16 protein-coding genes are annotated in these 22,681 nt (G+C 57.5%); 2 read left to right on the top strand and 14 right to left on the bottom strand.

Going from position 1 to position 22,681, the window contains the following annotated elements:
- Positions 1 to 83: 83 nt before the first annotated feature.
- Genes ADT71_RS02935 through ADT71_RS02905 form a run of 7 tightly spaced genes read right to left on the bottom strand, consistent with a single transcriptional unit; the run spans position 84 to position 7,796 of the window.
- On the bottom strand, positions 84 to 836 hold the full coding sequence (locus ADT71_RS02935; protein ID WP_054434935.1) for a hypothetical protein: 753 nt from the start codon (positions 834 to 836) through the stop codon (positions 84 to 86).
- Between the two features lie 33 nt (positions 837 to 869).
- On the bottom strand, positions 870 to 2,567 hold the full coding sequence (locus tag ADT71_RS02930) for a 3'-5' exonuclease (protein WP_156336432.1): 1,698 nt from the start codon (positions 2,565 to 2,567) through the stop codon (positions 870 to 872).
- A 26-nt stretch (positions 2,568 to 2,593) separates the two neighbouring features.
- Positions 2,594 to 3,220: a UvrD-helicase domain-containing protein gene (locus tag ADT71_RS02925; RefSeq protein WP_054434929.1), complete on the bottom strand. Its 627-nt coding sequence runs from the start codon at positions 3,218 to 3,220 to the stop codon at positions 2,594 to 2,596.
- A complete protein-coding gene (locus ADT71_RS02920; protein ID WP_197282894.1) occupies positions 3,217 to 4,041 on the bottom strand; it encodes a UvrD-helicase domain-containing protein in 825 nt (274 codons plus the stop codon). Before ADT71_RS02920 ends, ADT71_RS02925 begins: the two co-directional genes overlap by 4 nt.
- Positions 4,034 to 4,630: a PD-(D/E)XK nuclease family protein gene (locus ADT71_RS02915; protein ID WP_054434924.1), complete on the bottom strand. Its 597-nt coding sequence runs from the start codon at positions 4,628 to 4,630 to the stop codon at positions 4,034 to 4,036. Before ADT71_RS02915 ends, ADT71_RS02920 begins: the two co-directional genes overlap by 8 nt.
- On the bottom strand, positions 4,597 to 6,747 hold the full coding sequence (locus ADT71_RS31885; RefSeq protein ID WP_054434922.1) for a hypothetical protein: 2,151 nt from the start codon (positions 6,745 to 6,747) through the stop codon (positions 4,597 to 4,599). Before ADT71_RS31885 ends, ADT71_RS02915 begins: the two co-directional genes overlap by 34 nt.
- Positions 6,748 to 6,803: 56 nt before the next feature.
- The gene (locus ADT71_RS02905) at positions 6,804 to 7,796 is read right to left on the bottom strand and encodes a YafY family protein (RefSeq protein WP_054434920.1); all 993 of its coding nucleotides are present in this window, start codon (positions 7,794 to 7,796) and stop codon (positions 6,804 to 6,806) included.
- 137 nt (positions 7,797 to 7,933) lie between these two features.
- Here ADT71_RS02905 and ADT71_RS02900 point away from each other — a divergent pair, with 137 nt between their 5' ends.
- A complete protein-coding gene (locus ADT71_RS02900) occupies positions 7,934 to 9,979 on the top strand; it encodes an AAA family ATPase (protein WP_054434918.1) in 2,046 nt (681 codons plus the stop codon).
- 39 nt (positions 9,980 to 10,018) lie between these two features.
- On the opposite strand, the gene ADT71_RS02895 is transcribed toward ADT71_RS02900, so the two are convergent.
- From ADT71_RS02895 to ADT71_RS02860, 7 genes are all read right to left on the bottom strand, one after another.
- Positions 10,019 to 11,929, bottom strand: coding sequence for a cold shock domain-containing protein (locus ADT71_RS02895; RefSeq protein ID WP_165913375.1), 1,911 nt, complete (start codon positions 11,927 to 11,929; stop codon positions 10,019 to 10,021).
- A 33-nt stretch (positions 11,930 to 11,962) separates the two neighbouring features.
- Positions 11,963 to 13,306, bottom strand: a complete 1,344-nt coding sequence (locus ADT71_RS02890; RefSeq protein WP_082370123.1) for an ATP-binding protein — start codon at positions 13,304 to 13,306, stop codon at positions 11,963 to 11,965.
- Positions 13,307 to 13,366: 60 nt separating this feature from the next.
- Positions 13,367 to 15,694 carry a hypothetical protein gene (locus ADT71_RS31075; RefSeq protein WP_132470326.1) on the bottom strand — a complete coding sequence of 776 codons (2,328 nt, stop codon included), beginning with the start codon at positions 15,692 to 15,694 and terminating at the stop codon, positions 13,367 to 13,369.
- 254 nt (positions 15,695 to 15,948) lie between these two features.
- A complete protein-coding gene (locus ADT71_RS02875) occupies positions 15,949 to 16,632 on the bottom strand; it encodes a thymidylate synthase (protein WP_054434908.1) in 684 nt (227 codons plus the stop codon).
- A 9-nt stretch (positions 16,633 to 16,641) separates the two neighbouring features.
- On the bottom strand, positions 16,642 to 17,724 hold the full coding sequence (locus tag ADT71_RS02870) for a thiamine-monophosphate kinase (protein WP_054434905.1): 1,083 nt from the start codon (positions 17,722 to 17,724) through the stop codon (positions 16,642 to 16,644).
- A 24-nt stretch (positions 17,725 to 17,748) separates the two neighbouring features.
- On the bottom strand, positions 17,749 to 18,603 hold the full coding sequence (locus ADT71_RS02865) for a viperin family antiviral radical SAM protein (protein WP_054434903.1): 855 nt from the start codon (positions 18,601 to 18,603) through the stop codon (positions 17,749 to 17,751).
- 360 nt (positions 18,604 to 18,963) lie between these two features.
- The gene (locus tag ADT71_RS02860; protein WP_054434900.1) at positions 18,964 to 19,647 is read right to left on the bottom strand and encodes a hypothetical protein; all 684 of its coding nucleotides are present in this window, start codon (positions 19,645 to 19,647) and stop codon (positions 18,964 to 18,966) included.
- Positions 19,648 to 19,866: 219 nt separating this feature from the next.
- Between ADT71_RS02860 and ADT71_RS02855 the strand changes: the two genes are divergently transcribed.
- A complete protein-coding gene (locus ADT71_RS02855; RefSeq protein WP_082370122.1) occupies positions 19,867 to 22,548 on the top strand; it encodes a UvrD-helicase domain-containing protein in 2,682 nt (893 codons plus the stop codon).
- Positions 22,549 to 22,681: the final 133 nt, after the last annotated feature.

The raw sequence follows: 22,681 nt of genomic DNA, 5'->3' as shown, positions 1-22,681 counted from the left end.
CCACGACCTCCGACTGGCAGCCGGAGGCGAGGGAAACATGGGTCAATTCTCAATGGTAATTTATACGCCCCCCGGTTCACATCTCAGTGGCAATCAACAGTGGTTTGACCAATTGCACCCTCAGCCTCCAATTTCAGAAGATGGGCATATATCCAGCAGAATGAGTGAGCATCTATGAGCCTGACATTGCGGATGCCGGCCGCAGCCTCAATCAGGGGGACGAACTCCAACAGGATCTCATTGAACCTCCTGTAGTTGTCCCAGGAACACTGCTGTCGTGTCGAAAACCCAAGATTCATCGCCGCAAAGGCGCGATCGAAGCCCGTTGGCTGGATCGGCATGAAGCGGGTCATATCCTTCAGAAAGTAGAGATAGGCGATCAGCGGGTATTTATGTCCGGTGAGTTCGGCCAGTTCTTCGAAGACCACGCCCTCGTGACGGTCTCCCCGGTAGAGATCGAACAGCAGAGCATCAAGTGCGTGCTTCAAACTGCGGTTCGTCCGGGCTTCAAGCAAGATGCGGTGATCCCGATTGGCGTGCCCGAAGCGGTTTTGCCAGAAGACAAGGTTGTTGACGAAATTGGCCTTGTTGTCCTGTATCTCGATGCTGTCGATGGCATGCTCAACAATAGAGCCGGACCCGATGCTTTCGCGAGACCATGTATCGGGGGAAAGCCGTGCAAGGGCAGCCTGACGCAGCGTTGGCTTGTAGCCTTCCCACGCGGCGATTTTGCCCTCCGTGAAATCGATAAACGAGTGCCCTTTGCTCTCGGCAGTAATGAGCTCCTGGAACCGATCAAAGTGTGGCTGAAAATCGGATGCGCTGATTATTGTCATAGCTTCTCAAACAACCCGTTCGCAGTTCAATCTTCATGCATTCGGCTGCTGCCCGCGTCCGATTGTCAGCTCGCCGGTTTCCGTCCAAAAAATAGCCGCACCATCAACAGCCTTTGCGCCTTTAGTGCCGACTTCATCGATGTAGGCTGCCAATTGCGGCCAGTAGCGTTCGAAGCGCAGCGCGTGGTCTGTGACCGCGCCACTCTTGTGATCGACGATCATGAAGCCATTGGGACCTTCAGCGATGAGATCCAAGATGATGCTCTGGCTCCCACCATCTGAAAGAGGAACCTCGATCGGTTGCTCGACATGCAGTCGCGGATAGCCAAGGTCCGCGAGAGCCTGACGTAGGGCATCTGCCTGCTGCGATAGAAATTCGACCTCGGCATCGAGAATGCGGCAATGCTCCCGAACCCTGTGGCGTAGATCAGGACGGCAGAGGAGAATGCGCAGTGCTTCGTGGATCGCCGTGCCCCTATCGGTCGCCTGCACGAGGTCGGCTCCGGCGAGCTTGACACCTGGTGCGATCGCACGCGTCTCGATCTGAGAAGGAAGTGGTCGTGATGTAGCGATTGCTTGAGATGGGCTTACCACGGATGTCAGTGCGTCGATTGGGCGTCGCTCCAGGGCAAATCGCAGCTCGAGGTCGGACGCGTCGAGATGAACCTTGCTCTCAGCCTCGAACGAAGCCGGCAACTCCTTGCTGCAGATCGTCATGCGGGCAGGAAAATCCTCATCGCCGACGCTGATCTGGTTACCCTGAAATCTTATGCCGCAGACGTCGTTCAGAAGCCGGCGGCCAGTGATAGGCAGAGGCGGTTCAACCTTCTCATCGTCCTGTGGCCATTCGATGATGAGGCGATCCCGCGCACGGGTCAGGGCCACGTAAAGCAGCCGCCTCGCTGTTTCTTCGGACTCTGGATGCAGTTCATGGAGAAAGCGATCGGTCGCTTCAGGCGCGGCAAATTCGGGAGCATAGGCGAGCGTTGCTTCCTCGATCACATGATCGAGGTCGTCGAACCCCGGAAACTTGGTGCTGAAGGTCCCGGCACGGGGGTTGAGTCTGTGGTCGAGCCCGCAGACAACGACGATTGGCCATTCACGTCCCTTGGATGCGTGCCAGGTGACGATCTCGACGCCGTCGGCCTCGCTGCCTGAAGGGTTAGGCCGCAGATCTTCGACTTTGAGACCGACCTTGTTCTCAAGCCAGCCGAGAAAAACGTTGGCGCTCTGCCCATAGAAGCCGGATGCTTCGCGCATATCGCGGTGAGCATCCATGAATGCTGCCGCTTCCGCTTCGAACCGCAGCAGGTCGGCTCTCATCTGGGCTGGGTCATCGAGCCTGTCGCACCATTCGCGAAGGCCCGCGACTTCGATAACCTGGTGGACCAGGCGATCTACCGGGATCGCAAGCGCGTCGGGCCAAAGTTGCTGCAGCGCAGACAATTCAGGCGTTTCGATTCGGCCTTGTTGGGCGAGCGCCCTGATCGCGTCCGGAAGTGCTGTGGCTCCAGGACCAAGCGTGGCCGTACAGATCGCGGCATGGCTGTCCGCAGGATCGACAGCGAATCGCAGGGCGAAGCAGGCGGCCTGAACGATTTTGCTCTGCCACCAGCCACCTTCCGCCACGCGAACCGGCAGGCCAAGTGATCGCAGCGCGCTGGCATAGCTCGCGCAATGGCTATGGGTTGGGCACAGGACCGCGATGTCTCTGGGCTCCAGCGGTCGCAAATTCTTCGTATGCCTGTCGACGATCGTTACCTCATCGTCGGACAGCAGGGAGAGAAGGCGATCCGCGACGAAATGCTGTGGCTTCCCGCCCGAGCGCGCGCGCGCTTGTTAGCTAGTTCTATGATCTCAAGCGCGGCGTCATGTCCGGTGGGGTTCTGCGCGGTGAGCGAAGTGTAGTCATCGCCGAAAAGGCATGGGCCGAGCGCGTTGACGAAATCCATGATCCGCGGATCGGAACGCCAGTTCCGGTTGAGCGGGCTGGTTTCGAACTGCTGGGTAAGCGCGACCGTCAGCCTTGGGTCTGCGCCTTGAAATCCCATGATCGCCTGCTTGGTATCGCCGACGATGAGCGAGCGCTTCGCTTGCCGCGCCAGGGCCCACAGGAATGTGAACTGGATCGGGTTGGTGTCCTGGAACTCGTCGACAATGACGCAGTCTACCTCGTCCATGATCGCGGCAAGCACGCCTGGCTTGTCATCGAGGATCCGCGCGGCGTTGGTGACCATGTCACTGAAGTCGATGACGCCAAGTTCCCGCTTGCGGGTCTCGTAGTCCGACATAGCTGATTGCGCGCCTCCCACGAGCGCGCGTGCATGGGAAACCGCATCTTCGAGCGGGCCCGGATGATAGACCAGCGTGTCGGCCGCCGTCATGACCGCAGCGGCCAGGTCATCGTAACCATCAGGCGTCGGACTGCGCGCTTGGACTGGCGGAGATCACGCAGCCGCTGCCAGAGCTTCCAGTCCTTCCCGCCGGTCGAGAGGAGTTGTTCGGCTTGCTTCAACGCGCGGAAATTATCCCGAAACGCCGTCTTGGCCGCGGCACTTCCAGCGTCGTCCGCCAGCGATCTCGGAAAGGCGAGAAGCAGCGCGTCGACGGCCTGTTTCAAGCCAGCCGCCAGGGTCTCTGGCGTCCCGACCGGCTGGCGATATCCCTGCCTGATCGACGCATCAACAAAGTCGGCCATCGTCGGATCACCGCCCCGCGGTCCAAGCGTTCGCAGGAGTGCGATCACGCCGAGCAACGTCCTGCGGAAGCTGTCTTCAGCCGTGTCGTCCGAGGTGAAGCTTCCCCGGTAGCCATAGGCCCCGAGGTTACGGGAGAGCTCGTTTAGCGCCTGGTTCTCCTCGATCGAACGGCGGATAAGCAGGTCCTGCTCGTCCTCCGCGATGAGACGTTGCTGCGGCGAAGAGCCTGCCGCAAAGGCGTGCTCAATCAGCAACCGGCGACCAAGTCCATGGATTGTGGACACATAGGCTCGCTCTACGGCCAAAGCCGCTTGCAGATTGCCGTCTGCAATCAGTGCTCCACGGATCCTCTGGCGAAGTTCTCCAGCCGCGGCCTCCGTGAAAGTGACGGCCAGTATCCGCTCGGGCCGAACTTTGCCGTCGCGCACCCACTGGGTGAGGGTTTCCTGGATGTGATGGGTCTTGCCAGCCCCTGCACCGGCTGGAACGATCGAAAGCTCAGTCATCTTCATTGTCCGTAAGGGCCACCGAGGGGTTGATGTCATCTCGCATGAAAGCGGCGATCAACGGACTGTCTTCCAGCGCATAGGTGCCGAGCGCGGCAGAGCGCTGGAAGAACTTCTCATCGGCTGTAGTGTTGGTATCGAGGCGGCCTGCCTTGAGGGCATCGAACCGCGCCGAAATGAGCGCCAGCGCATGCTCGGCAATATCGCCCGCAACAAGTTCGACCTCAGCGCTATCGAACTCGTCGATCCCGTTGAGCAGGACATTCCCGTCGTTGAGCGTGTGATAGGCGACTGCCGGGAGCTTCGTCCACCCGCTCAACGCCTCGGCAATACGAACCACGCTTTCGTTGCTGCGCTCGTCGAGCCGAACGCTCATCCGCCGGTAGAGATCAACCTGCAGATCCCATCCCTTCTGGAGACGCTGGCGACGCGTGCCGGAACTGCTCTTCTTGTAATCCACGACGATCGGCTGCCCATCGGGAAGCCGCAGCAGGCAATCGGCCTTGCCGTGCACGGGATGACCGAACAGCTCTCCCGACAGCCAGAACTCATTGCCTACGATCTCGGCATCCAGAGATTTGAGGACCAACGACCAATGCTTCGCGGACTTGGTGATTTCTGCCTCAAGCGTGTTGCGCTCGACCGCCCAAGCCGAAGTCTGGAGAAACGGCGCCAATGCGCGAATGCGATCCAGCAAAGTTCGGGGACCTTTTCTTCGATCTCCTCGCTGGACGGATGCGCCTTGCCCGGCACAAACAGGCGCTCGAAAACCTCGTGCGCCAGGGATCCGCGAAGCATGACGTCAAGCGCCTCGGGCTGCCAGGAAACATGTTCGGCGCCCAGCTCAGCAAGGAGCCAGGCCAGAGGACTGACCAGAAGCTTTTCAAGCCGGCTCGGGCTCTGCGCTCGCGCACTGCCGTCTTCTTTCTGGCGCAGCCCCAGAAGATTGAAGTCGAACGCATAGTGAGTCGGCACCTCCGACATCAGCGCCGGTTCGATCACTGGTCTGGGCTTCCACGCCACCAGCCTGTCCCAGATCGTTCCCTCACAATGGCTCAAAGGCACGATCAGATCCTCTGGGTCCTCGATCCCTTCCACAAGCCGCGAGATCAGCGGCAGGCTCGACGACACCGAAAGCGAGCTGCCGCTCCGATCACGCTCTGACAGGATGAGGATAACCTGCTCGCTCGCTGCACCAATCTGGCGCGTGAAGAGCTCGAGCGCGGCAGCGAGCCCTAGCGCCTGAGATGGCAGCTGGATGCCGCAATCTTCGGCAATCGATGCAACTTCGCTGTCGAGAAAAAACGGATTGCCCGTGGGCGGCGACGGATAGGCACCATCATTGAAGCCCAGGATGAGAAGCTTGCTAAACGGCCGTTTGGGTGTTTCGTGAGCCATCATCACCGAGACGCCACCGAGGAAGTAAGCCCCTCTCGCCGGTGGCACAGCCTGGTAGGCCGCTGCCATCTGAATGGCTTTCTCCAGTTCCGCTTCGGCAGCGTCGTTGGCATTGCCAAGGGCAGCGATCAGACGCGATGCCTGTTGCTTCGCTTCTGCTACGTCTTCAGCGATTTCCTCGTTGTCGCTGAGCAGCCTCTGGAAAGATCGAATCTGCTCCTTGAGTTGCCCGTTGGTCGAAGGCGAGGCCGAGCGGATCAGGGCGAAGAGAGATGCCTGTCTGCCTGCAAAGTCACGAGCCTCTTTTGGCTGAAAGTCGCCACCCATGACGGCAGCCGCCAGGGCTGTTCCCACTTCTTCGGGCCAGCACAGAACTGGTGAACAGTAGAGCGACGCGAGCGCCATGGCGGGAGCTGGCCGGCGCCGACATTGAAGGAAATGCAGAAGAACCTCACCGCCAATGTTCCTCCGCTGACCAACCCCAGGAAGCGATGAGGCAACCAAGCCAGCGTGGGCGAAGGTCTCTGCCAGATAATGGCCATATTCCGCACCCTGCGGGACGATGATGCCGATGTCGCTGGCTGCGAGACTTGCATCATCAGCCAGCCATCGCTGCACGATGGCCGCCGCGGCCTCGCATTCGGTCAGGGAGTCTCGGACGGACAGTATGGACAGGCTGTCATCGAGCTGCATGACCGGGACATTCGGATCCAGAAGATGGCGTTGTACATGGCCTGCCAGACACGATCCGGGTGCACGTGCCAGCTTCCGGTCAGAAATCAGACGAACGACGTCATCATCTTCTTCGCTCAGCTGGCCATGATGGGTTTCGATGTGCTCGAGCACCGCGCGCTCCAGCGGGGTCAGCTGAACGCAGTCTCGATCCCAGACAACCTGCAACGGCTGCAGAGCATCACCTGCGTCACTCGCAAGGAAAGCCTTGAGCGTCGCAAGATCGGACGGAACAAGGGCATCGCTGCTGATCCAGAGATTGCGCAGGGCATCCAAATGAAGGCGCGCCCTGCCCTCGCCCGGTAGCGCATCAATCATAACCGATGTCGGTTCGAGATCACGCGTTGCCATCATGATGTGGCGGAGCATCGCCCCCACGGCACCGGTCGTCTGCTCAGGTGCTACCGCGAAGCTTTCCGCCCAAGGGACGCTGTCACCCAAGGTATCAAGGGCCTCGCGCAGCGGCTTCTCGGTGGACTGAGGTAAGGCATAAAGGCTCCCCAGGAGCTGCGCACTGAGGGGCATGCAGCTCGTAAAGGGCGCTTCGCCGATCCGAAGATGGCAGTTCTCAAACATTCAAGATTACCCCTCAGAATTCGCCCTGCGCCACAGTGTCACCCCTTGCCTGCAAATTACGACAAATCTGGTCGCAGCATTGTCTGCGCGGCAGCGATGCGCTTTTCCATTATGTCCTTGAGTGCGTCAGGGCCTTCAATCACCAGTTCGCCGGCCCATCCGAACAAGTGATTGGCGAGTTCAAACAAGCCGCCTGATTGGAAACGAACAAGCAGCTCGTTGCCATCTTCTTCGAACTGTTGATGCGGATGGAAGCGCCAAGCCCGCGCCCGATCAACCGCCGGGGCTAGCACGCGCAGAACGATCTCGTGACCTGCCTCGTGCCAGATGCCGAAGCTGCGGGCCATCCATGCATCGAGGTCCCAATCCTCGGGAGGGCATCCGACAATCCCGCTGTCCCGAACATTGGTCATCCGGTCCAGGCGGAAGGTAAACGGCAGATCGTCCCGGTCAGGCATCTTGCCCACGAGGTAGGTGATCGGTCCATGGATCAGGCCATAGGGAACAACCCTGCGCCATGAAGGCTCATCCGCCCAGTCAGGCTGATAATCGAAGTCAACACAATGAGATGCGAGGATGGCAGACTGGATCGTCGTCAGGTCTTCGGGTGATGCAATGACGGCAGGCCCGGCTGCGACACGCGAGCGTTGGAGGCGGGTGAGCAGGTCAAGATCATTGTCCAGCCGACGCCTTTCCGCGCTGTCGAACGCAATCTTGATCTTGGAGAGCAATTTCTCAAGCGCTTCGCTGTTGACCGTACCTTCGCGGCGTCCGGCATCGACCACGGACTGAAGCGCGGCAACCTCGGACGAACTCGGCCTCGCATAGGCTCGTCCCGGGCTGTCTTTGATCCGAAATCGCTTGATTCGACCGTCGATCGTTTCTTCGAGATCGAAATGAAGCAGAATGACGTTGCGCATACGTTCAACCGTTCGCCGGTTGACTTCAAGCAACGCTGCCATTTCGTCTAGAGTCAGACCTTCGATGCTCTGCGTAAGCGCGTGCACAAGCTTCAATGTGCGGTCGAGATTACTGAGGCGCTTGGTCATCACGGACCATTGCTAACTCCCTGATCGGTAAGAGCAAGTGAGTTCGACCTCGATCCACACATTTTACGACCATTTTTGTCGCATGAATGTGGTTTATGACCAGGAATGGAACCGCACTCAGGGAGATCGCGAAGAAAATGAGACGTCGTCTGACTGCACAAACCGAATTCGGCCCTCACGCGAAGGGCGAAGCAGCGCACTTCGCAAACGCCGCGGCGAAAGTGCTGCGCGCATTGACCACACATCAGCTGAAGCGTTGCGGTGAGGCCCTGATTGAACTGATCGAGCAGGAAGTGCCGGTCGATGCTTTGCGCAAGGTGGCCAATCGCGAGAGGCCCTCTACGACGGAGATGCGGGCGGTCTCAAGGCAATTGGCGCTCAAGCGTCCTGAAACTACCGACCTTGACCGCATCTTTGGCTGGGTCGGAGAGCTGTTTGGTCTCGACGATACCGAAATCACGATCCTCACCATCTTTGCCCGCTGGGGAAAGCTGGAATGCTGGCGCGACCTTGTGCGCCGAGCCCCCTTCTCCTGCAGCAACCTCACTCCGACCGTGGTCGCGCGCCTCTCCGGACTGGAAAGTAACCTTGTCGAGCAGAAGTTGATGCCTGGCGCTCCGCTCTTTTCCTGTCGGCTGCTGCACGACGATCGGGATGGTGAGTATAGTCTGAGCCCACTGCTCAAACGGCTGATCCGCGTGAATGCTGAGACACAAGAGGAGATGCTGCGCTGGCTCATGCCGGATCCGGAAGCAGGCACGTTGCTGTGGGACGATTTTGAGCACATCGATCCGCTGCGCGGCGTGGCACTCAAGGTTCTGGCCACCAAAGAGCCGGTCAGCATTCTGCTGTTTGGCGAGCCCGGCACGGGAAAAACGGAATTTGCACGCACGCTCGCCGCGGAAGCCGGAAGCGGTGCTATCTTCGCAGGCCTTGCCGACGATTTCGGCAACGAACCCGAGCGCTCCGAACGCCTTGATCATCTGATGGTGCTGCGCGCGATGTGCCGTCATCGCCGGAATCGCGTCATTGTTGTCGATGAAGCGGATGACGTGCTCATGATGAGCGAACGCAAGGGCAGCTCGAAGCAGTGGATCAATCGCTTGGTCGAGAACCCGCAAGTGACGACGATCTGGATCGTCAATCAGCGTTCTCGGCTTGACCCGGCAATCCTGCGGCGGATGACCCTTGCCATTGCCTTCGACCGACCGCGTTTCTCTGTGCGCGAACGTGTCGTGAAGAGATCGGCCGAAGCCGCTTCGGTTTCGCTGAGCCCAACAGAGCTGCGCGATATTGCGAGTTTGAAAGCGCCGCCAGCCGTCGTCGCGTCAGGCCTGAAGGCAGCTCAGCTCGCCAGCGGTGGAGCCGATGTTGCGAAGACTGCCATTCACAGCGTGATGCGCATTCTCGGTCAGTCTTGCGCACCCGATAGTCCTGGAAGTTGCGTCTATGACCCGCAGTTGTCGCGAGCGGACACCGATCTTGCTCGACTTTCAGAGCAGCTGGCAAATTCGCCGGACCGTGGGTGGAGCCTGCTGCTTTCGGGGCCATCGGGGACAGGGAAGTCCGCGTTTGCAAGGCACCTCGCCGAGGTCATGGGCATCGAGGTCGAAGAGCGACGGTGCTCGGACCTGATGAGCCCATTTGTCGGCGAGACCGAGCAGAACATCGCCGAGGCATTCGCAAGGGCCGCAGAACGCGGCGCCATGCTGCTTATCGATGAAGCAGACAGTTTCCTCTACAGACGCGAAGCGGGACAGCGGAGCTGGGAAGTGAGCCAGGTTAACGAGATGCTCGCTCAACTCGAACATCTGCGGACACCGTTCGTCGCCACGACGAACCTCGCCGGCAAGCTGGATGCGGCTACGCAGCGGCGCTTCACCATGCGCGCCACCTTCAGGTCGATGACGACGGACCAGGCCCGCAAGCTCTTTCAGGCACACTTTGGCCAGGTCTGGCCGGCGGAGTGGCCAGTCCATGAGGGACAAACGCCGGGTGACTTTGCCGTTGTCGCGCACCGTGCTCGCTTGCTGTCAGAGCGCGAGCCCGCCGTTCTGCTGCGCTGGCTACGCGAGGAAATTGATGCGCGCGGCGATCACAGCCGCGGCGTCATGGGTTTTCACGTTCCTGACGCGAATGTTCCCACCAAACTCATGTCAGCTACCGGGCGGAAGGCAGCGTGACGAAGAATCATCTGATTGCGCGGGGATCAACGGTAGCAGCTATTTAGCTATCCGACCGGAAACCACCGAGACCCCCCACTCCCCCCGATTTCGATCAAACCGGGTCGCCAGTTTTACGTCAAGCACCATACCTTCGGCCAGCGGCGAACCATTAGAGGCTATTGCGGAAAGATGGCAGAATATATCGCGATCAAAATCGGAATGGCTGACAAAACCAAATTGCCCCGCTGAAGGGATTCGCTTGACGGTGACCCGCCAATAGCCTGCGCCCTTCAACTCAGCGTCGACGTCCGATCGAATATTCGTATCGGCAAGATCTGCGGCGTAAAACTTAAAGCCGGGGCGATTGGCCGATTTTTCCTTGTCGCTATTTTTCCTGCCGGATGAAACCTTACTCAATAGTTCGCGCGGCAGATCCTCGTCACAAATCAAACCACACCTAAGCGCTTGCCTAATTTGTTCTTTTTTCGTCTTCTTTTCGAATATGAGGCGATCGCGCGCATCTGTGTCGAGATCCGCAGCCTGAATGACCCCAGCCTTCGCCAAGCGAAGGGCATTCATCATCGACATGTTGGAAAGGATGCTCTGAAGACGCTCTGGATCGCTACGGATTTCGAATGGCTCAATCACATGATTGCGCACGAGGACGTTTAGCAATCGGAGTGACAAATCCGGTTCACCGGCAATCCTGCGCAGGTCTGACCCATATCTCTTGAGAAGTTTACCAACGACTGCGTCGGCTTTGTCCTTCTCCGAGCGCAAGATGTCCACCAGATCCAGTTCGAGCTGGTCTCCGACGGAACGAGTTAATGCTCGCTCGAATTGCGACAGGAATACGTCGGCCGAGATCCGCTTTTGCCTTCTAAGGGCGCACAATTCGGAAACCGTGGCCGTCTCCAGGACTTCGTTGAGCGAAGGTCTTTGCGACGCGCCGCAGATCAACCGAAGAGCCGGGCTCAAGTCTTCTCCCCACCCGTTATTTTCTATCAACGCATCAGGAAGTAACTCAATCCATGGAAACTGGCGCCCGCAGATTAGCTTCTGCAAACGGTCGAGCCGCGCTGCTCCCGCCTCGTGGGCCTGCGCTGCATACCAGAAAGTGCTGCTCCGCAGTGTTGAAACGAGATAGGCAGGGATCGGATACTTGGGTGGCAGTCGTGCTTCAATTGTAATGGTGCGCGCATCCTCGCTCGCATCGCCTCCACACAGCGTTCTCAGGACGCCTCTCGACCATGCATCCATTCCCAGCCGTGTCGATCCAAGATCGCTGACATCCCCTGCGGCGGCCGCGACGATCAGCGGCTCGCTCTGCCAAGACATATCGAGGAACGATGGCGCAGGATCTTCGATGAGTTCGAATGCGAAAGCTAATGGCATAGCCCATCTGCCCTGCCGACTTACCGCTCCAGCAGCCAGTGCGTTGTCGTCCAAATCCTCGTGACGCGCTGCGAGGAATTCAGCGCAGAAATACTCTTGAATAGTTTCGTGCCAGAAGCGGATTGCGCCTGTCGCCTTGCTGCGAGCAAGAATGGTCCCCTGCGCCGTCCAATCGATGAAGCGATCGGCTTCCTCACCCAGGATTGGGATCAAGAGTTCTTGAACCCGATCAACGGTAAGGGTGCTCAAACCACCCTGACGCGTTCGAAACGCCAGTTCGGTCAAGGCATCAAACATCTGATTAAGGCTGCATGGCAAACCTGCACTGCTTAGATTCGCGCTTTCAGCTTCGCGTCGATACCAAGTCTCGACAAAGCGTCGATACAACGCGGCACGACCAAGCGGAATTTCGCTGCCTTCGCGAACAATCTCCGCGGCGATCCTCAAGAGCAGTGGACTGCTGAATATCTTCGCAGCCCCGGGCTGACGATACAGGCGATCCAGGGTATCTTCGGATCGACGATCATCACCAAGAAGTGCCCGCAGAACTTTGAGCTGCTGTTCATGGTCCAAGGGTTGCATCTCGAAAGTTGCGAGGCCGAGATTTTAAGGTGCAGTGCTCGATCGCGAACACAACCGCACGCGCGCATCGGGATATTCGCGCAGCAGGCTCGCCAGATCGACACAGCAACTCTCGTAAAGTGCGTCAGGGCATTCATTTAGCCCGTCCAGATAGAGAGTGACGCGACCTTCGGCGACCAATGGCGCAAGATCCTGCCACTTGATGCCGCTGACGCGTTCGAATTGCCCAGCCAAACCGATATCGGAATATTCCGACAATCGTACGACCAACGGCCACGAACGATCGGGCGCCCAGAGCCTGGCCTCATCAAGCGCAAGCTTCGCAAAGCATCCGCTTTTTCCCGCTCCTCCCTCGCCAATCAACAGCGCGCGACGCTCTTGACTGACCAACTCAGTCGCAAGACCACGGCGCACTTCATCTTCGACGGCGATCAGGTCATCGCCGCCGTTAGCAGAGGCCACTGCACTCTTTGCACTGAGCCATGTTTCCGCGCGAAGCGGATTATGCTCAGTCCGCCTCTTGGCCGCTTGTGTGCCCGTCTTGGTTTGTTCAACATCCAGCGGAACATACACATCCTCTAATGACGAGAAGTCATCCTTGAGGTGGGCTATGTAGCTCTGAATGGCCGGAACCAGTTCCTCTACCGGACGAGCGATTGCTCCGCTTGCCACAAACCGTTCCCAGGTCAGCCCGATCTCTGCGACAGCTTGCTTTCGCTGCTGTTCATGTAGGTCCAGAACGACAAGATCATCTTTCGGCAGATCGATAACCTGCCCGATAGCACCTCGCTTTCGGGCATATATCAGATCATCAGAGGGGTCCTGATCCGCAACCTTTGTCACTTCGACAAACCCGTAGTCGCTTGGCGCAGAATCCACGAAAATGGCCAGCACGGTCTTCCCGTCGCAATGAATTTCCTCAAGCGACAGCAATCGCTCAAGAAACCTGGGCCGCTTGAGCTTGATCGTTCCGCTGCGACCGGTCTTCCAGCCACGCACAGGGAGTAAAACTTCCTGCCAAACCACCTCGCGCCGGAATGCTTCCGCGCCCTTCCTCCCTCGTTTTCCTTTAGGGTCGCTGGCATCGATACCAATTGGCTGACCGGCATCGTTCACCCCAAGTAGAACGACTCCACCGACAGAATTGGCCAATGCAATTGCAGCCTTGGCAACATTCCATCGATAGTCATCTTCGTTCGATCCCTCAGCAAACGCTCCGCCTTCTGGAAACGACGCGGCCTTCAGTTCGAGCCATTCGTTTTCGCCGCCATCCACGAGCTTAAGCAACGCCTGCAAACCACCGCCGGGGTGCTGCAGAACGCGCCGCACCAATTCGCATGCATTCTGAGGCTTTCGAGCCATCGACATCTATATTCCAGTCCGAATAGATCTTTACGTCAAAATGGTAGGCGCGCCCGCCAATGACGATCAATGAAAGTTAAAGGGCAGACAGGCATCAATGTGCGAAAGAAGTTCTGCCCGGGCCATCGGCGGGCCTGCCGCACAGGCTGCAAAAACCGATAGCGCTGCATGCGGAGCGGCTGGGAGCAATTTCCTCAATTCATCGCGCTGGACTAAGGCGTCACGCTCAGCGTCTTCTGGAAACCCGAGGGCCAACACGAGAAGGCGCAGGACTTGGGACATCCACATCAGGGTCGAACCATGACTGGCGTCTTCGCAGGCACTAATGGCTTGTTCGAACCGCTGGCGCGCCGCTTCAGAGTGACCGGCATCGTGCAAGAGCCACCCTCGATATGCGTGGACAAGAGGCCAAGGATGATCCCGACCATCCTGCCACTGGGCCATCTCCTGCACGTAGCTTTCTCGTGCCAAAGCCATTTCATTCGGAAAATAGACCAAGGCACGCAGCCAAAGATGGTGAGCGAACCGCTCATCCTGCCGGCTGGCCGCTAACTGGCGACTGATTTCCTCGGGGTTCCGGCTGTCGAAGTACTGGACAATTTCCGAAAGCGCGAGCTGGACAAGCTCACTACTTTCCCCGGGAGCATCGTGCCGAAACGCGTCATCAATCAGCGCAATCAGGCGATACACATTCGTCTGGTGACTTTCACGCTCTGCCTGCGCAGGGTCGCTTAGGCGTTCGAAGCTCGCAATCGCCAGATCGAAAAAAGGAAGCGCTTCATGGGCTTTCCCTTGGAAAGCAAGCGATTGCCCTCTGCTGGACTGAAGCTTGCCATAATTGAGCAGGCCAGCCACCGCGACGGGATAATCCAACCATTCATCAATGACATGATCTAGCTTTCCGAACTCGAAATTGTTGGTGAGCGCGCTCGCCATGCGCAATATGGCTTCGCAGGCCAGATCGGGCGCCTCATCATGCAGGTCTTTGACCAACCCGATGCAAGCCGCAATTCGTTCCGGGCTCACATCCCCCTGGTGATTGGCGAGCGCAAGGTTGCTGCTCGAAAGCTGCAATTGTAAAATCGCCGGCAAGACCTGCGTCGTTCCGGCAAACCGCTGCAGCCATGCGATGGCGTGGCGCAGTTCCGAGAGAACGTATCGCTTGCTTCGAAGGCGGACCTGCACTTCATCGATATAGCCTTGCCACTGGGCTGGATGCTGCTGCAGTTCCTGTCCAAGGCTTTCCAGACTGCGGCTGAGAAAACTATCCAAGGGCTCACTGGCAGCCGCTGCACATAGTGTGTACCAATCCAGCGGCGCGAGCGGTCCGTGCTGGCTCAAAGCCAGATAAAGATGATGCAAACTCACCTCATCGGCATCGACCAAACAGTGCCCACGAAGCTGTGATCGTTCGAGACGGTCTTTGCTTGCCGGCAACGGGCTGCCCCAAGTGTATGCCACGGCATCGACATACCCGTTCATCGGGTGATCTTTGCCAATGAACTCTATCTTGAGCTTGATGTTAGCAAAGCGCGAAGGGTCTTGCGCTGCCATCTCGCCCGCGAGGGCCTCGCGTACGACTTTCAAATCGGTCCACTGGTCAAACTGACCGCGCTTCTCAATGTGGATATGGATTTGGCAATCACCAGCACCTTCCGGTACCGGCAATTGCAGCAGCGTCCAGCGTATCAGATGCAGTACATGACCGATCCAAGAGTTGTTGCGCGCGGCATCGCTTTGTACACTAACACCAAGAATCCCGACCGATGCGTCGAGAACTCGCTGGACAACGTTATCGACCTGCTCGACCATATTGTCGGTCGCATGAAAATCGCCAAGAGGTTCCAAAACAACCCGTGCAGGCACAGCGAGCGCGACGACCTTGCCGACGGTTCGGTCGGCAGCGGACAATTGTCTTGCGCTCTCGTCAAAAATCCTTCCTGTTTCATCGATGTAGATGTTCCAGTCGGTGGAAGGCTCTTGCAGGCGCAAGCTGTTGGGATGCCGTCCATCTACCAAAGCCACTTGCACCTTCGAGCTTTGCCGCGCCTGCTCGCGGCGGAGATCATCGATCTCGCGGCGCCTAATTGCCTTCTTAAGCTGATCTAAAAGGTGCCCCTCGATACGGGGATCCACTAGACTGGTGCGATCGTTGATCCATGCCCGGGCGCGTGTTTCGCCTTCACTACGAACGACATGAGCAAGGTCGGCGGCCAAGGCGTAAGCTATTTCACCAGCGGCTTTCGCGGAGTTGACCTCAGCGACCAAGCCTCCGTCTCTGCGCGCACTACGAACTTCCTGCTCGATATCCTTCAGTTCGTTCGAGCTGTCGGGTGAAGGTCCCCATGCTGAAAGAAGAAACGCTCTTCTGATCAACCAATCGTCTGACTTCATCCGCACAGAATCACGCCCTCACGGAGCGGAAGTACGCAGTCCAGGCCCGATGCGCGAAACGTCCACGACGTTGCTCGCCTGTCTGAGCCGCCCCCTGTTCACATCGATAGGGTCATGCGTGCCGATGTAAATGGCCCCTCACCCTCATGCCCACAGGACCGAGCGAGATACGAAAAGCTGCAGGGCCGGGATCGCGCCAAAGAAATGAAAGCGGCACGATCTAGTCACAAAAACTGGACGGCATTGTAACGTTATCAATATCCAATCCGAATGGATTCAGGTCCGTGACTGTAAAATTTGTCAACGTTATCGAATACGACGCCTGAAACGACGTTCTTCGCATTATCAATGTCATAATTATAGATATGCGGCGAAGAGACGTATCCAGAAATCACGCCGACCTGACAAGCCAACTCCTCGGCCATCCTGGCCTGCAAGTCAGCCAACGCTGTGAGATTAGCGTATTGGCGTCCAAAAATGTTCTGACTTCTAAAGAAAAAGTGCAGATCCAGACCACCACCTCTCAGTTTTGCATCTAGCGAAACAAGGCATGGAAGATTTTTAGAAGAATCCCCCTCGGATAAGAGTGAAACAGTTGCCGATTTTGTCTCAGGCTTTTCTCGAATTCGATCTATAATCCATGCAAACTGATCAACACCATTTTTATCGTAAATCAGTTCCCCATAGGTGAACGGACGATCTGCCATCTTTGAGTTCCTGGAAAACTTCTTCAGCATCCGTGCCACCACTGCCCGATCCCCCCAACAGTCGATCACGGGATCGACAACACTGGGATTCGTGATGGTGATCGCAAGCCCTTGGCGCAGTTCCAAAATGGCAACATCCTCATCGAAGTGTGCATCCCCGTCGTCGAGGACGCGCTCAATGGATGCAAGCCAAGCAGCGCCTATTGTTTTTACATTTATCGCCAATGCCACCCTGGCCTCCTAGATCAAATCGCCAAGGATGGGCGGATTGTCGGCAAGCATTGCAAAGAAACCCTTGCCATTTACTTTGGAGAACCCATCGTTTTCCAAACGCGTCAAACTACGTCGTACTCCCGCAGCATCATTCGCCGATACAGATCTGTCGGCCGTGAACGCGCCCACCGCCGAAATCTGGATGCCCACCGTGCTAGCGATGGTTACGGCGCGTTCATAAGCCTCGGGCGACATGGCGTACAAAAATTGCCAATCGCCATTGGCCGCGATGAGACTTTCCCGTTCCAATCCCAGATGGCGTTTGGCGAAGCTCTCGACTTCTTCGAGAACCGGCACACGCGCCAAATCCAGCGAGGCCCCAACATCGCTGGCATTGCAGAGATCGTAGACCGCACTCACCAAGCCATCACTGATATCGGTACAGGCATGGGCAATTTCGTTATCGGAAAACGCGAGGGCCAGCGCCACCGGAGGACGCTGGTTGATTAATGCGCTTCGCAATAACTCCGATAGCTCAAAAGGAATGTTGCAGTCGCGCTGATGGGCAAGAGCGGCGGTAAACATGGTCCCCAGATGCCCCGTCACAACGAGCACATCGCCTGGCTTTGCCCCCGACCTTGTTAAACGACTGGAACGCTTCGCCTTGCCAATGACCGTTACCACTAACGCGACGCTGCCGTTCTTCTTGGTGTCCCCCGAAGCAATCACTAGGTCCCAGCGTTCCGCTGCAGCTTGCACGCCGCGCATAACGCCCTTGGCATAGTCGAGAGTCTTGTTCTCGGGCAGCAACAGAGACACGGTCAACAGGCGCGGGTTGCCGCCAGCTGCTGCAATGTCACTTACAGCGTGCGACACCGCCAAGTCGCCGACAGCCTCGGGTCCCGCTAGCCCGAGCTTGTGCGCAAGGTTCTCTCCGCTACGGTCAGTGTTGACCACCAGGATCTCATCTTCGGACAGCGCAAACGGGACGAAACCAGCATCATGCCCCATCCCGTCGAGCAAACGATCGGTTGCCGTCAATTGGCCAACCAACTCGGCAACAACTCGCTTTTCTCCGATTTCTCGGAGCGTTAGCTTGTCGATCATCATGCGCCCTGTTCACTCCTCGAACTATCAGTACCTGGCAAGGAACGCCTCCGCATCGAACTCAACCGATCGCAAAGCCTGCGCGGCGCCCACTTCAGAAACGGCTGCGCTTTTGACGTAACTCGATCCGTCCCGCTGGTAGAAACGACCCTGCGGGTCAAGCATCAGGTATGAACGGTGCATGTGATCGTTGTCCTCCGGAACGACCTGACCGGCCACTCCTTGATGGCGATCGAAGAATGCCCTGAACTGCTCGTCGGTAATCGCGCGCCCCTCTGCCCCGTGGATGGGAATCACCCGAAGCGCTTTCCACCGGTCGGGACGCAACCGCTCCAACGGTCCCGAAAGATCCAGATCGGAATTTTCCAGGCAAACGACCGTGTTGATCTTCAACTGCGTTTGCGGAGACACCTCCCTGAACAACGCGAAAATCTGCTCAAGTCGCTTAAGGTTGACCTGCGCGCCACGATTGGTCTTTCGGCCGATACTCTCATTCGTTGCGGCATCGAAGCTATCAATACTGAAGCCCGCGACGGAAATCATGGCTCCGTACTGCTCGATGAAATCGTCCGACATCAACGAACCATTGCTGATGACAGAGGGGCGCAATCCCAGATCTGACGCCAGCGCAATCGCGGCGCCGAGTTCCTTTGCCAGGAGCGGCTCACCTCCCGCGAAATTGACCCGAACGGATTCGGCCCAGACCGCTCCAGATTGGAGTTCGATCCGCTTCCGGCTAAGTGTGCTCAGTTCGTTCAGAACAACCGAAAAATCGGCCTCGAACCGCGATTTTTGGCCGTATTTTGCATAACAAAAATAGCAACTGAAATTGCATGCTTCAAGCACGTGCCAATTGATCGTGAGCGCGGGGATTGTGTGCATTGTCGGGCCTCATCTGCGACTGTGTCCAAGTCCCGAACCCGCTGATCCCACCCCTTCGCTGCGTTGCAGCCATGCGCCGACAAATGTCGCTAGCGCCCAGCCCCGTGAGCACGGGACGAAAGGATGTGGTAATCATCTGAGTTCGGAAAGTTAGACACTGCGCAGCGAGAATCGCTGTAGGGATAAGGTCCGCAGTGCGGCGGCATATAAGCGCGCCAAATTTGGTTGGCAAGCTCTTTGTGCGACCAGGGTTGCCCTTTGCTATGGTGAGTTTGCTGCCGGCAGATTGCTCAATACGATATCGTCATGAATGAACCTTCTTGGCGAAGTGATCGAAATTGGGCCGTTAGATCGGCAAATTCACAGAGCCTTCGCCCGGCGCGCGGCGCGGTCGAATTCCGCGCCCAATTGCTGCAAAATTGAGGGCGCATGCTCGCTTCCCTGAACTAGCGAAGCCAGGATGAAGCGGCGTACCCGATTTCTTAGTCGTACCAGAGTTCGATCCCGGATCTTGGCCGTATTGATCACGCCCGTCGCGAGCCCCAATCCAGCAACCGCCCCTCCTCCAAGGACTACCGGCCAGCTAATCGCCGTGGTTGTCACCAATCCGAACCATGCCGTGGTCGTAGTGAAAGCAGCGAAGGGTAGCGTCGCGGCGGCCGCGACCCCAGCGGTCAAGGGCACAACTGCCGAAGCAATATCCGCAGCACTGTCGAACAAGCCTTCTGGGCCTTCGCAATGCTCGGGCCTGCGCACCCAGACAGCCTGATCTTCAACCAATTCAAGAAGGGCAATATTCGCCTCTTCAAGAATCTCGATGGCCACGGGCTCAGCCACCTTCCGGACCATCGGCGCAACCCGATCTTGGACAAAGGCAGCCTGTGAAAACAAGCCATCCTTTAATCCAACATTGGCGATTTCCCCTTCAGCGTAGGCAATCAGATCAGCCGCGACTTGGTTGAGCGTTCTCGCGGCAATAATCTTGTAGTCATTCGCCCAAGCGTCGATTTTGCGCGCAAGGAAAATGCGGTTGAACAAACTCATGAAATTTCCCCACCGCCAACCGATTCCACAATCCACCTGATTTGAAACAAATATCGGCGATTACTTCGGTCACGGCAAGCGCCCAACCAGGCGGCCGCTCGACTGACACGGTTGCAATTTGACGACGACACTAACTGAAAGGAAAGACAGAACCTGCTACGGACCTGAAGCCTATGGTTTCGGGCAAGATTCATCGACTGAAGCGCAAGGACAGCAATCTTGATTGAGTGGATACTCCTTGGACTTCTCGGTGCCGGAGCTTTGAGCGGCTCCAAAAAGAAGGATACCCTGGCTTCTCGGCCGTCTCGATCAAGTGGGAGCAGTGCCTATTCGACCAACCATCAAGCTTCTGAAACAGAGCGGAAGCAGAAGATCGAAGCATGGCGGGCCCAATGGGAACCGACCGTAGACCGTAGCGGATGGATCCCCGCCGGCACCGTAGACCGTATTCTTGCAACATTTCCCGCCCCGGAACAGCCGTCCACGTGGCTCAACAGATTCAATCGGACAGACCCTATTCGCGACGAGCTGTCCGCCGAGTACGAAGCGCACAATCAGACGTTTCTGGCTCGCCAAAAGGAAAGGCTGAAAAGCTTCTTCGACACGATTGAGAAAAATCCGCTGACTGATGAACAGGTCAAAGCGTGCGTATGCATGGATGGCCGCGTACAAATTGTTGCTGCCGCCGGATCTGGCAAGACATCGACGATGGTTGCCAAGGCAGGCTACGCGCTTCACGAGGGATTGGCGCAAGGCAGCCAGATCTTGCTACTCGCGTTCAACGCTGATGCCGCAAATGAGCTGGCCGAGCGGACCCAAGATCGCTTGAGCGAGCTTGCGGGCGCAGCCGAACTAACCTCCAAGACATTTCATGGCTTCGGCTTGCACGTCATCGCAAAAGCCACCGGGAAGAAGCCATCATTGGCGCCGTGGGTCGAAAATGCTGGCGAGGACATCAAGATGATTGTCAGCATCATCGATGAGCTCTGCCAGCAGGATCAATCCTTCAAGAACGACTGGCATATGTTCCGGACCGTCCACGGCAGGGATGTGGGGCAATGGAATGTACCGGCTGAGCCTGACGCCTATGCCAATGGAAGACGAGGATTCCGGACAGCCAATGGCGAAATCGTCAAAAGCAAGGAAGAGCGACTGATCGCCGACTGGCTGTTCTACCACCATATTCCCTACGCATACGAGCGCCCTTACGAACACGACACGGCAAGCGAGACGCATCGGCAATATCATCCCGACTTCTTCTATCCCGATGTGGAGCTCTATCACGAGCACTTTGCGCTGAACGCCGCTGGCGAAGCGCCTGAACAGTTCGGGCCGTCATACACCGAAGGCGTGCGGTGGAAGAGGCAGCTCCATGAAACGATGGGCACCAGGCTTTTCGAGACGACCTCGGATCAGATTTCCAGTGGAGCCGCCTTGCCCCTGCTTGAAGCAGAACTGGCCAACAGCGGTGTGACGATCAAGTTCGATCCAGAAAGGGAGGCAACAGGTTCACAGCCCATCACTCCTCAGCAGCTTGCAGGGACAATTCGTGTCTTTCAGCAGCATGTGAAGAGCAATGGGCTGAGCCACGCAGATCTGCAGCAAGCTTTGAATGCTCAGTCGAAGAATGCCCATGTGGATCGGCTAGCCAGATTTGTCAGCATCTACGAACGCGTTGCGGCGGGCTGGGAAAGCAAACTGAAGGATGGTGGCTACATCGACTTCGAAGACATGCTCATCCTCGCTGCAGATCATGTCGAGAGTGGCCGCTACAGCAACCCCTTCACGTTCATCTTGTCGGATGAGTTCCAGGACAGCTCACGTGCTCGCATCCGCCTGCTGAAGGCCTTGGCCGGCCCCCCTGAGGCATCCAGGCACTTGTGTGTGGTTGGCGATGATTGGCAAGGCATCAACCGCTTCGCCGGCGCCGACATCTCTGTGATGCCGGAGTTCGAAAAGATCTTCCCGGCCGCAACACGGCTGACATTGAACCGGACATTCAGGAGCCCGCAAGCGATTTGCGACGTTTCAAGTCAATTCATTCAGGCCAACCCGGCTCAAATCCGCAAAGAGGTGGCGAGTAACAATCATTATGAAACCCGGCAGTATCTCTTTGCCTACGGTTTCGAGGATCAGAGCCGCGGCAACGAGCACCTGGTCGACCAGCTTGCTCAAATGCAGCACTTCCTGAAGGCTGGAAAGCTCGAACCAGGTAAGAACGGAAGGCTGTCGGTCCTGCTGCTTGGTCGGTACCGCAATGATCGGCCCGCGAACTTGCAGCAATGGAAGGAGCGTTTCGCTGACAGCATCGATCTCGACTTCAAGACCGTCCATTCTTCAAAGGGTCTCGAGGCTGACTATGTCATGCTCTTGAATGTCGTCGAAGGAAATCGCGGTTTTCCAAGCCAGATTGAGGATGACCCCGTCCTTCAAATCCCGATGCCCGCGCCAGATCCTTATCCCATGGCTGAAGAGCGGCGGCTATTTTACGTCGCGCTCACACGCGCCAAACGTCAGGTCCGAATTTACACAAGCCTGGCGCAGCCATCCCGCTTCCTGATCGAATTGGTGAAGAATGGTGCCCTTGTCATAGAGCCGGTAGACGCTGCGCCACTTGAGCCATGTCCCGAATGTTCGGTAGGGGTCGTCACACGACGGACTGGCCGCCATGGCGATTTTGAAAGTTGCAGCACGTGGCCCCGATGCGAGTTCAAGCGGAATATCGAAAGCGACGAGAGCAAAAATGGAGCGCCGCCTGTCCGTCTGAGTGGCGATGTCGCACAGGGAAGCACATGCCCTACCTGCGAGCGTGGGCACATGGTCAAGATCGACGGAAAGTACGGAGAATTCTTGGGATGTAGCGAGTTTCCGACCTGCAAAACGACGGCGAAAATCGGGTAGATGACATCATTGGCAGCCGCCAGGACACCAAACCTTGTTGATTGCCACTGAGATGTGACCCGGGGTTTCCATTGAGAATTGACCCGGGTGGGTATGGGTTATGTGCTGCCGTATCCCGGCAGGTTCAAGATGC

It is taken from the genome of Novosphingobium sp. ST904 (genome assembly GCF_001298105.1).
Lineage (GTDB): Bacteria > Pseudomonadota > Alphaproteobacteria > Sphingomonadales > Sphingomonadaceae > Novosphingobium.
Note: the sequence above shows the minus strand (reverse complement) of the source record. Positions and strands in the feature narration are given on the sequence as shown.

Excerpts from the sequence above, each read along its gene's own strand:
- ADT71_RS02935 (WP_054434935.1), bottom strand. The coding sequence starts at position 836 with ATGACAATAATCAGCGCATCCGATTTTCAGCCACACTTTGATCGGTTC.
- ADT71_RS02925 (WP_054434929.1), bottom strand. The coding sequence starts at position 3,220 with ATGACGGCGGCCGACACGCTGGTCTATCATCCGGGCCCGCTCGAAGAT.
- ADT71_RS02920 (WP_197282894.1), bottom strand. The coding sequence starts at position 4,041 with ATGACTGAGCTTTCGATCGTTCCAGCCGGTGCAGGGGCTGGCAAGACC.
- ADT71_RS31885 (WP_054434922.1), bottom strand. The coding sequence starts at position 6,747 with ATGTTTGAGAACTGCCATCTTCGGATCGGCGAAGCGCCCTTTACGAGC.
- ADT71_RS02905 (WP_054434920.1), bottom strand. The coding sequence starts at position 7,796 with ATGACCAAGCGCCTCAGTAATCTCGACCGCACATTGAAGCTTGTGCAC.
- ADT71_RS02900 (WP_054434918.1), top strand. The coding sequence starts at position 7,934 with ATGAGACGTCGTCTGACTGCACAAACCGAATTCGGCCCTCACGCGAAG.
- ADT71_RS02890 (WP_082370123.1), bottom strand. The coding sequence starts at position 13,306 with ATGTCGATGGCTCGAAAGCCTCAGAATGCATGCGAATTGGTGCGGCGC.
- ADT71_RS31075 (WP_132470326.1), bottom strand. The coding sequence starts at position 15,694 with ATGAAGTCAGACGATTGGTTGATCAGAAGAGCGTTTCTTCTTTCAGCA.
- ADT71_RS02870 (WP_054434905.1), bottom strand. The coding sequence starts at position 17,724 with ATGATGATCGACAAGCTAACGCTCCGAGAAATCGGAGAAAAGCGAGTT.
- ADT71_RS02865 (WP_054434903.1), bottom strand. The coding sequence starts at position 18,603 with ATGCACACAATCCCCGCGCTCACGATCAATTGGCACGTGCTTGAAGCA.
- ADT71_RS02860 (WP_054434900.1), bottom strand. The coding sequence starts at position 19,647 with ATGAGTTTGTTCAACCGCATTTTCCTTGCGCGCAAAATCGACGCTTGG.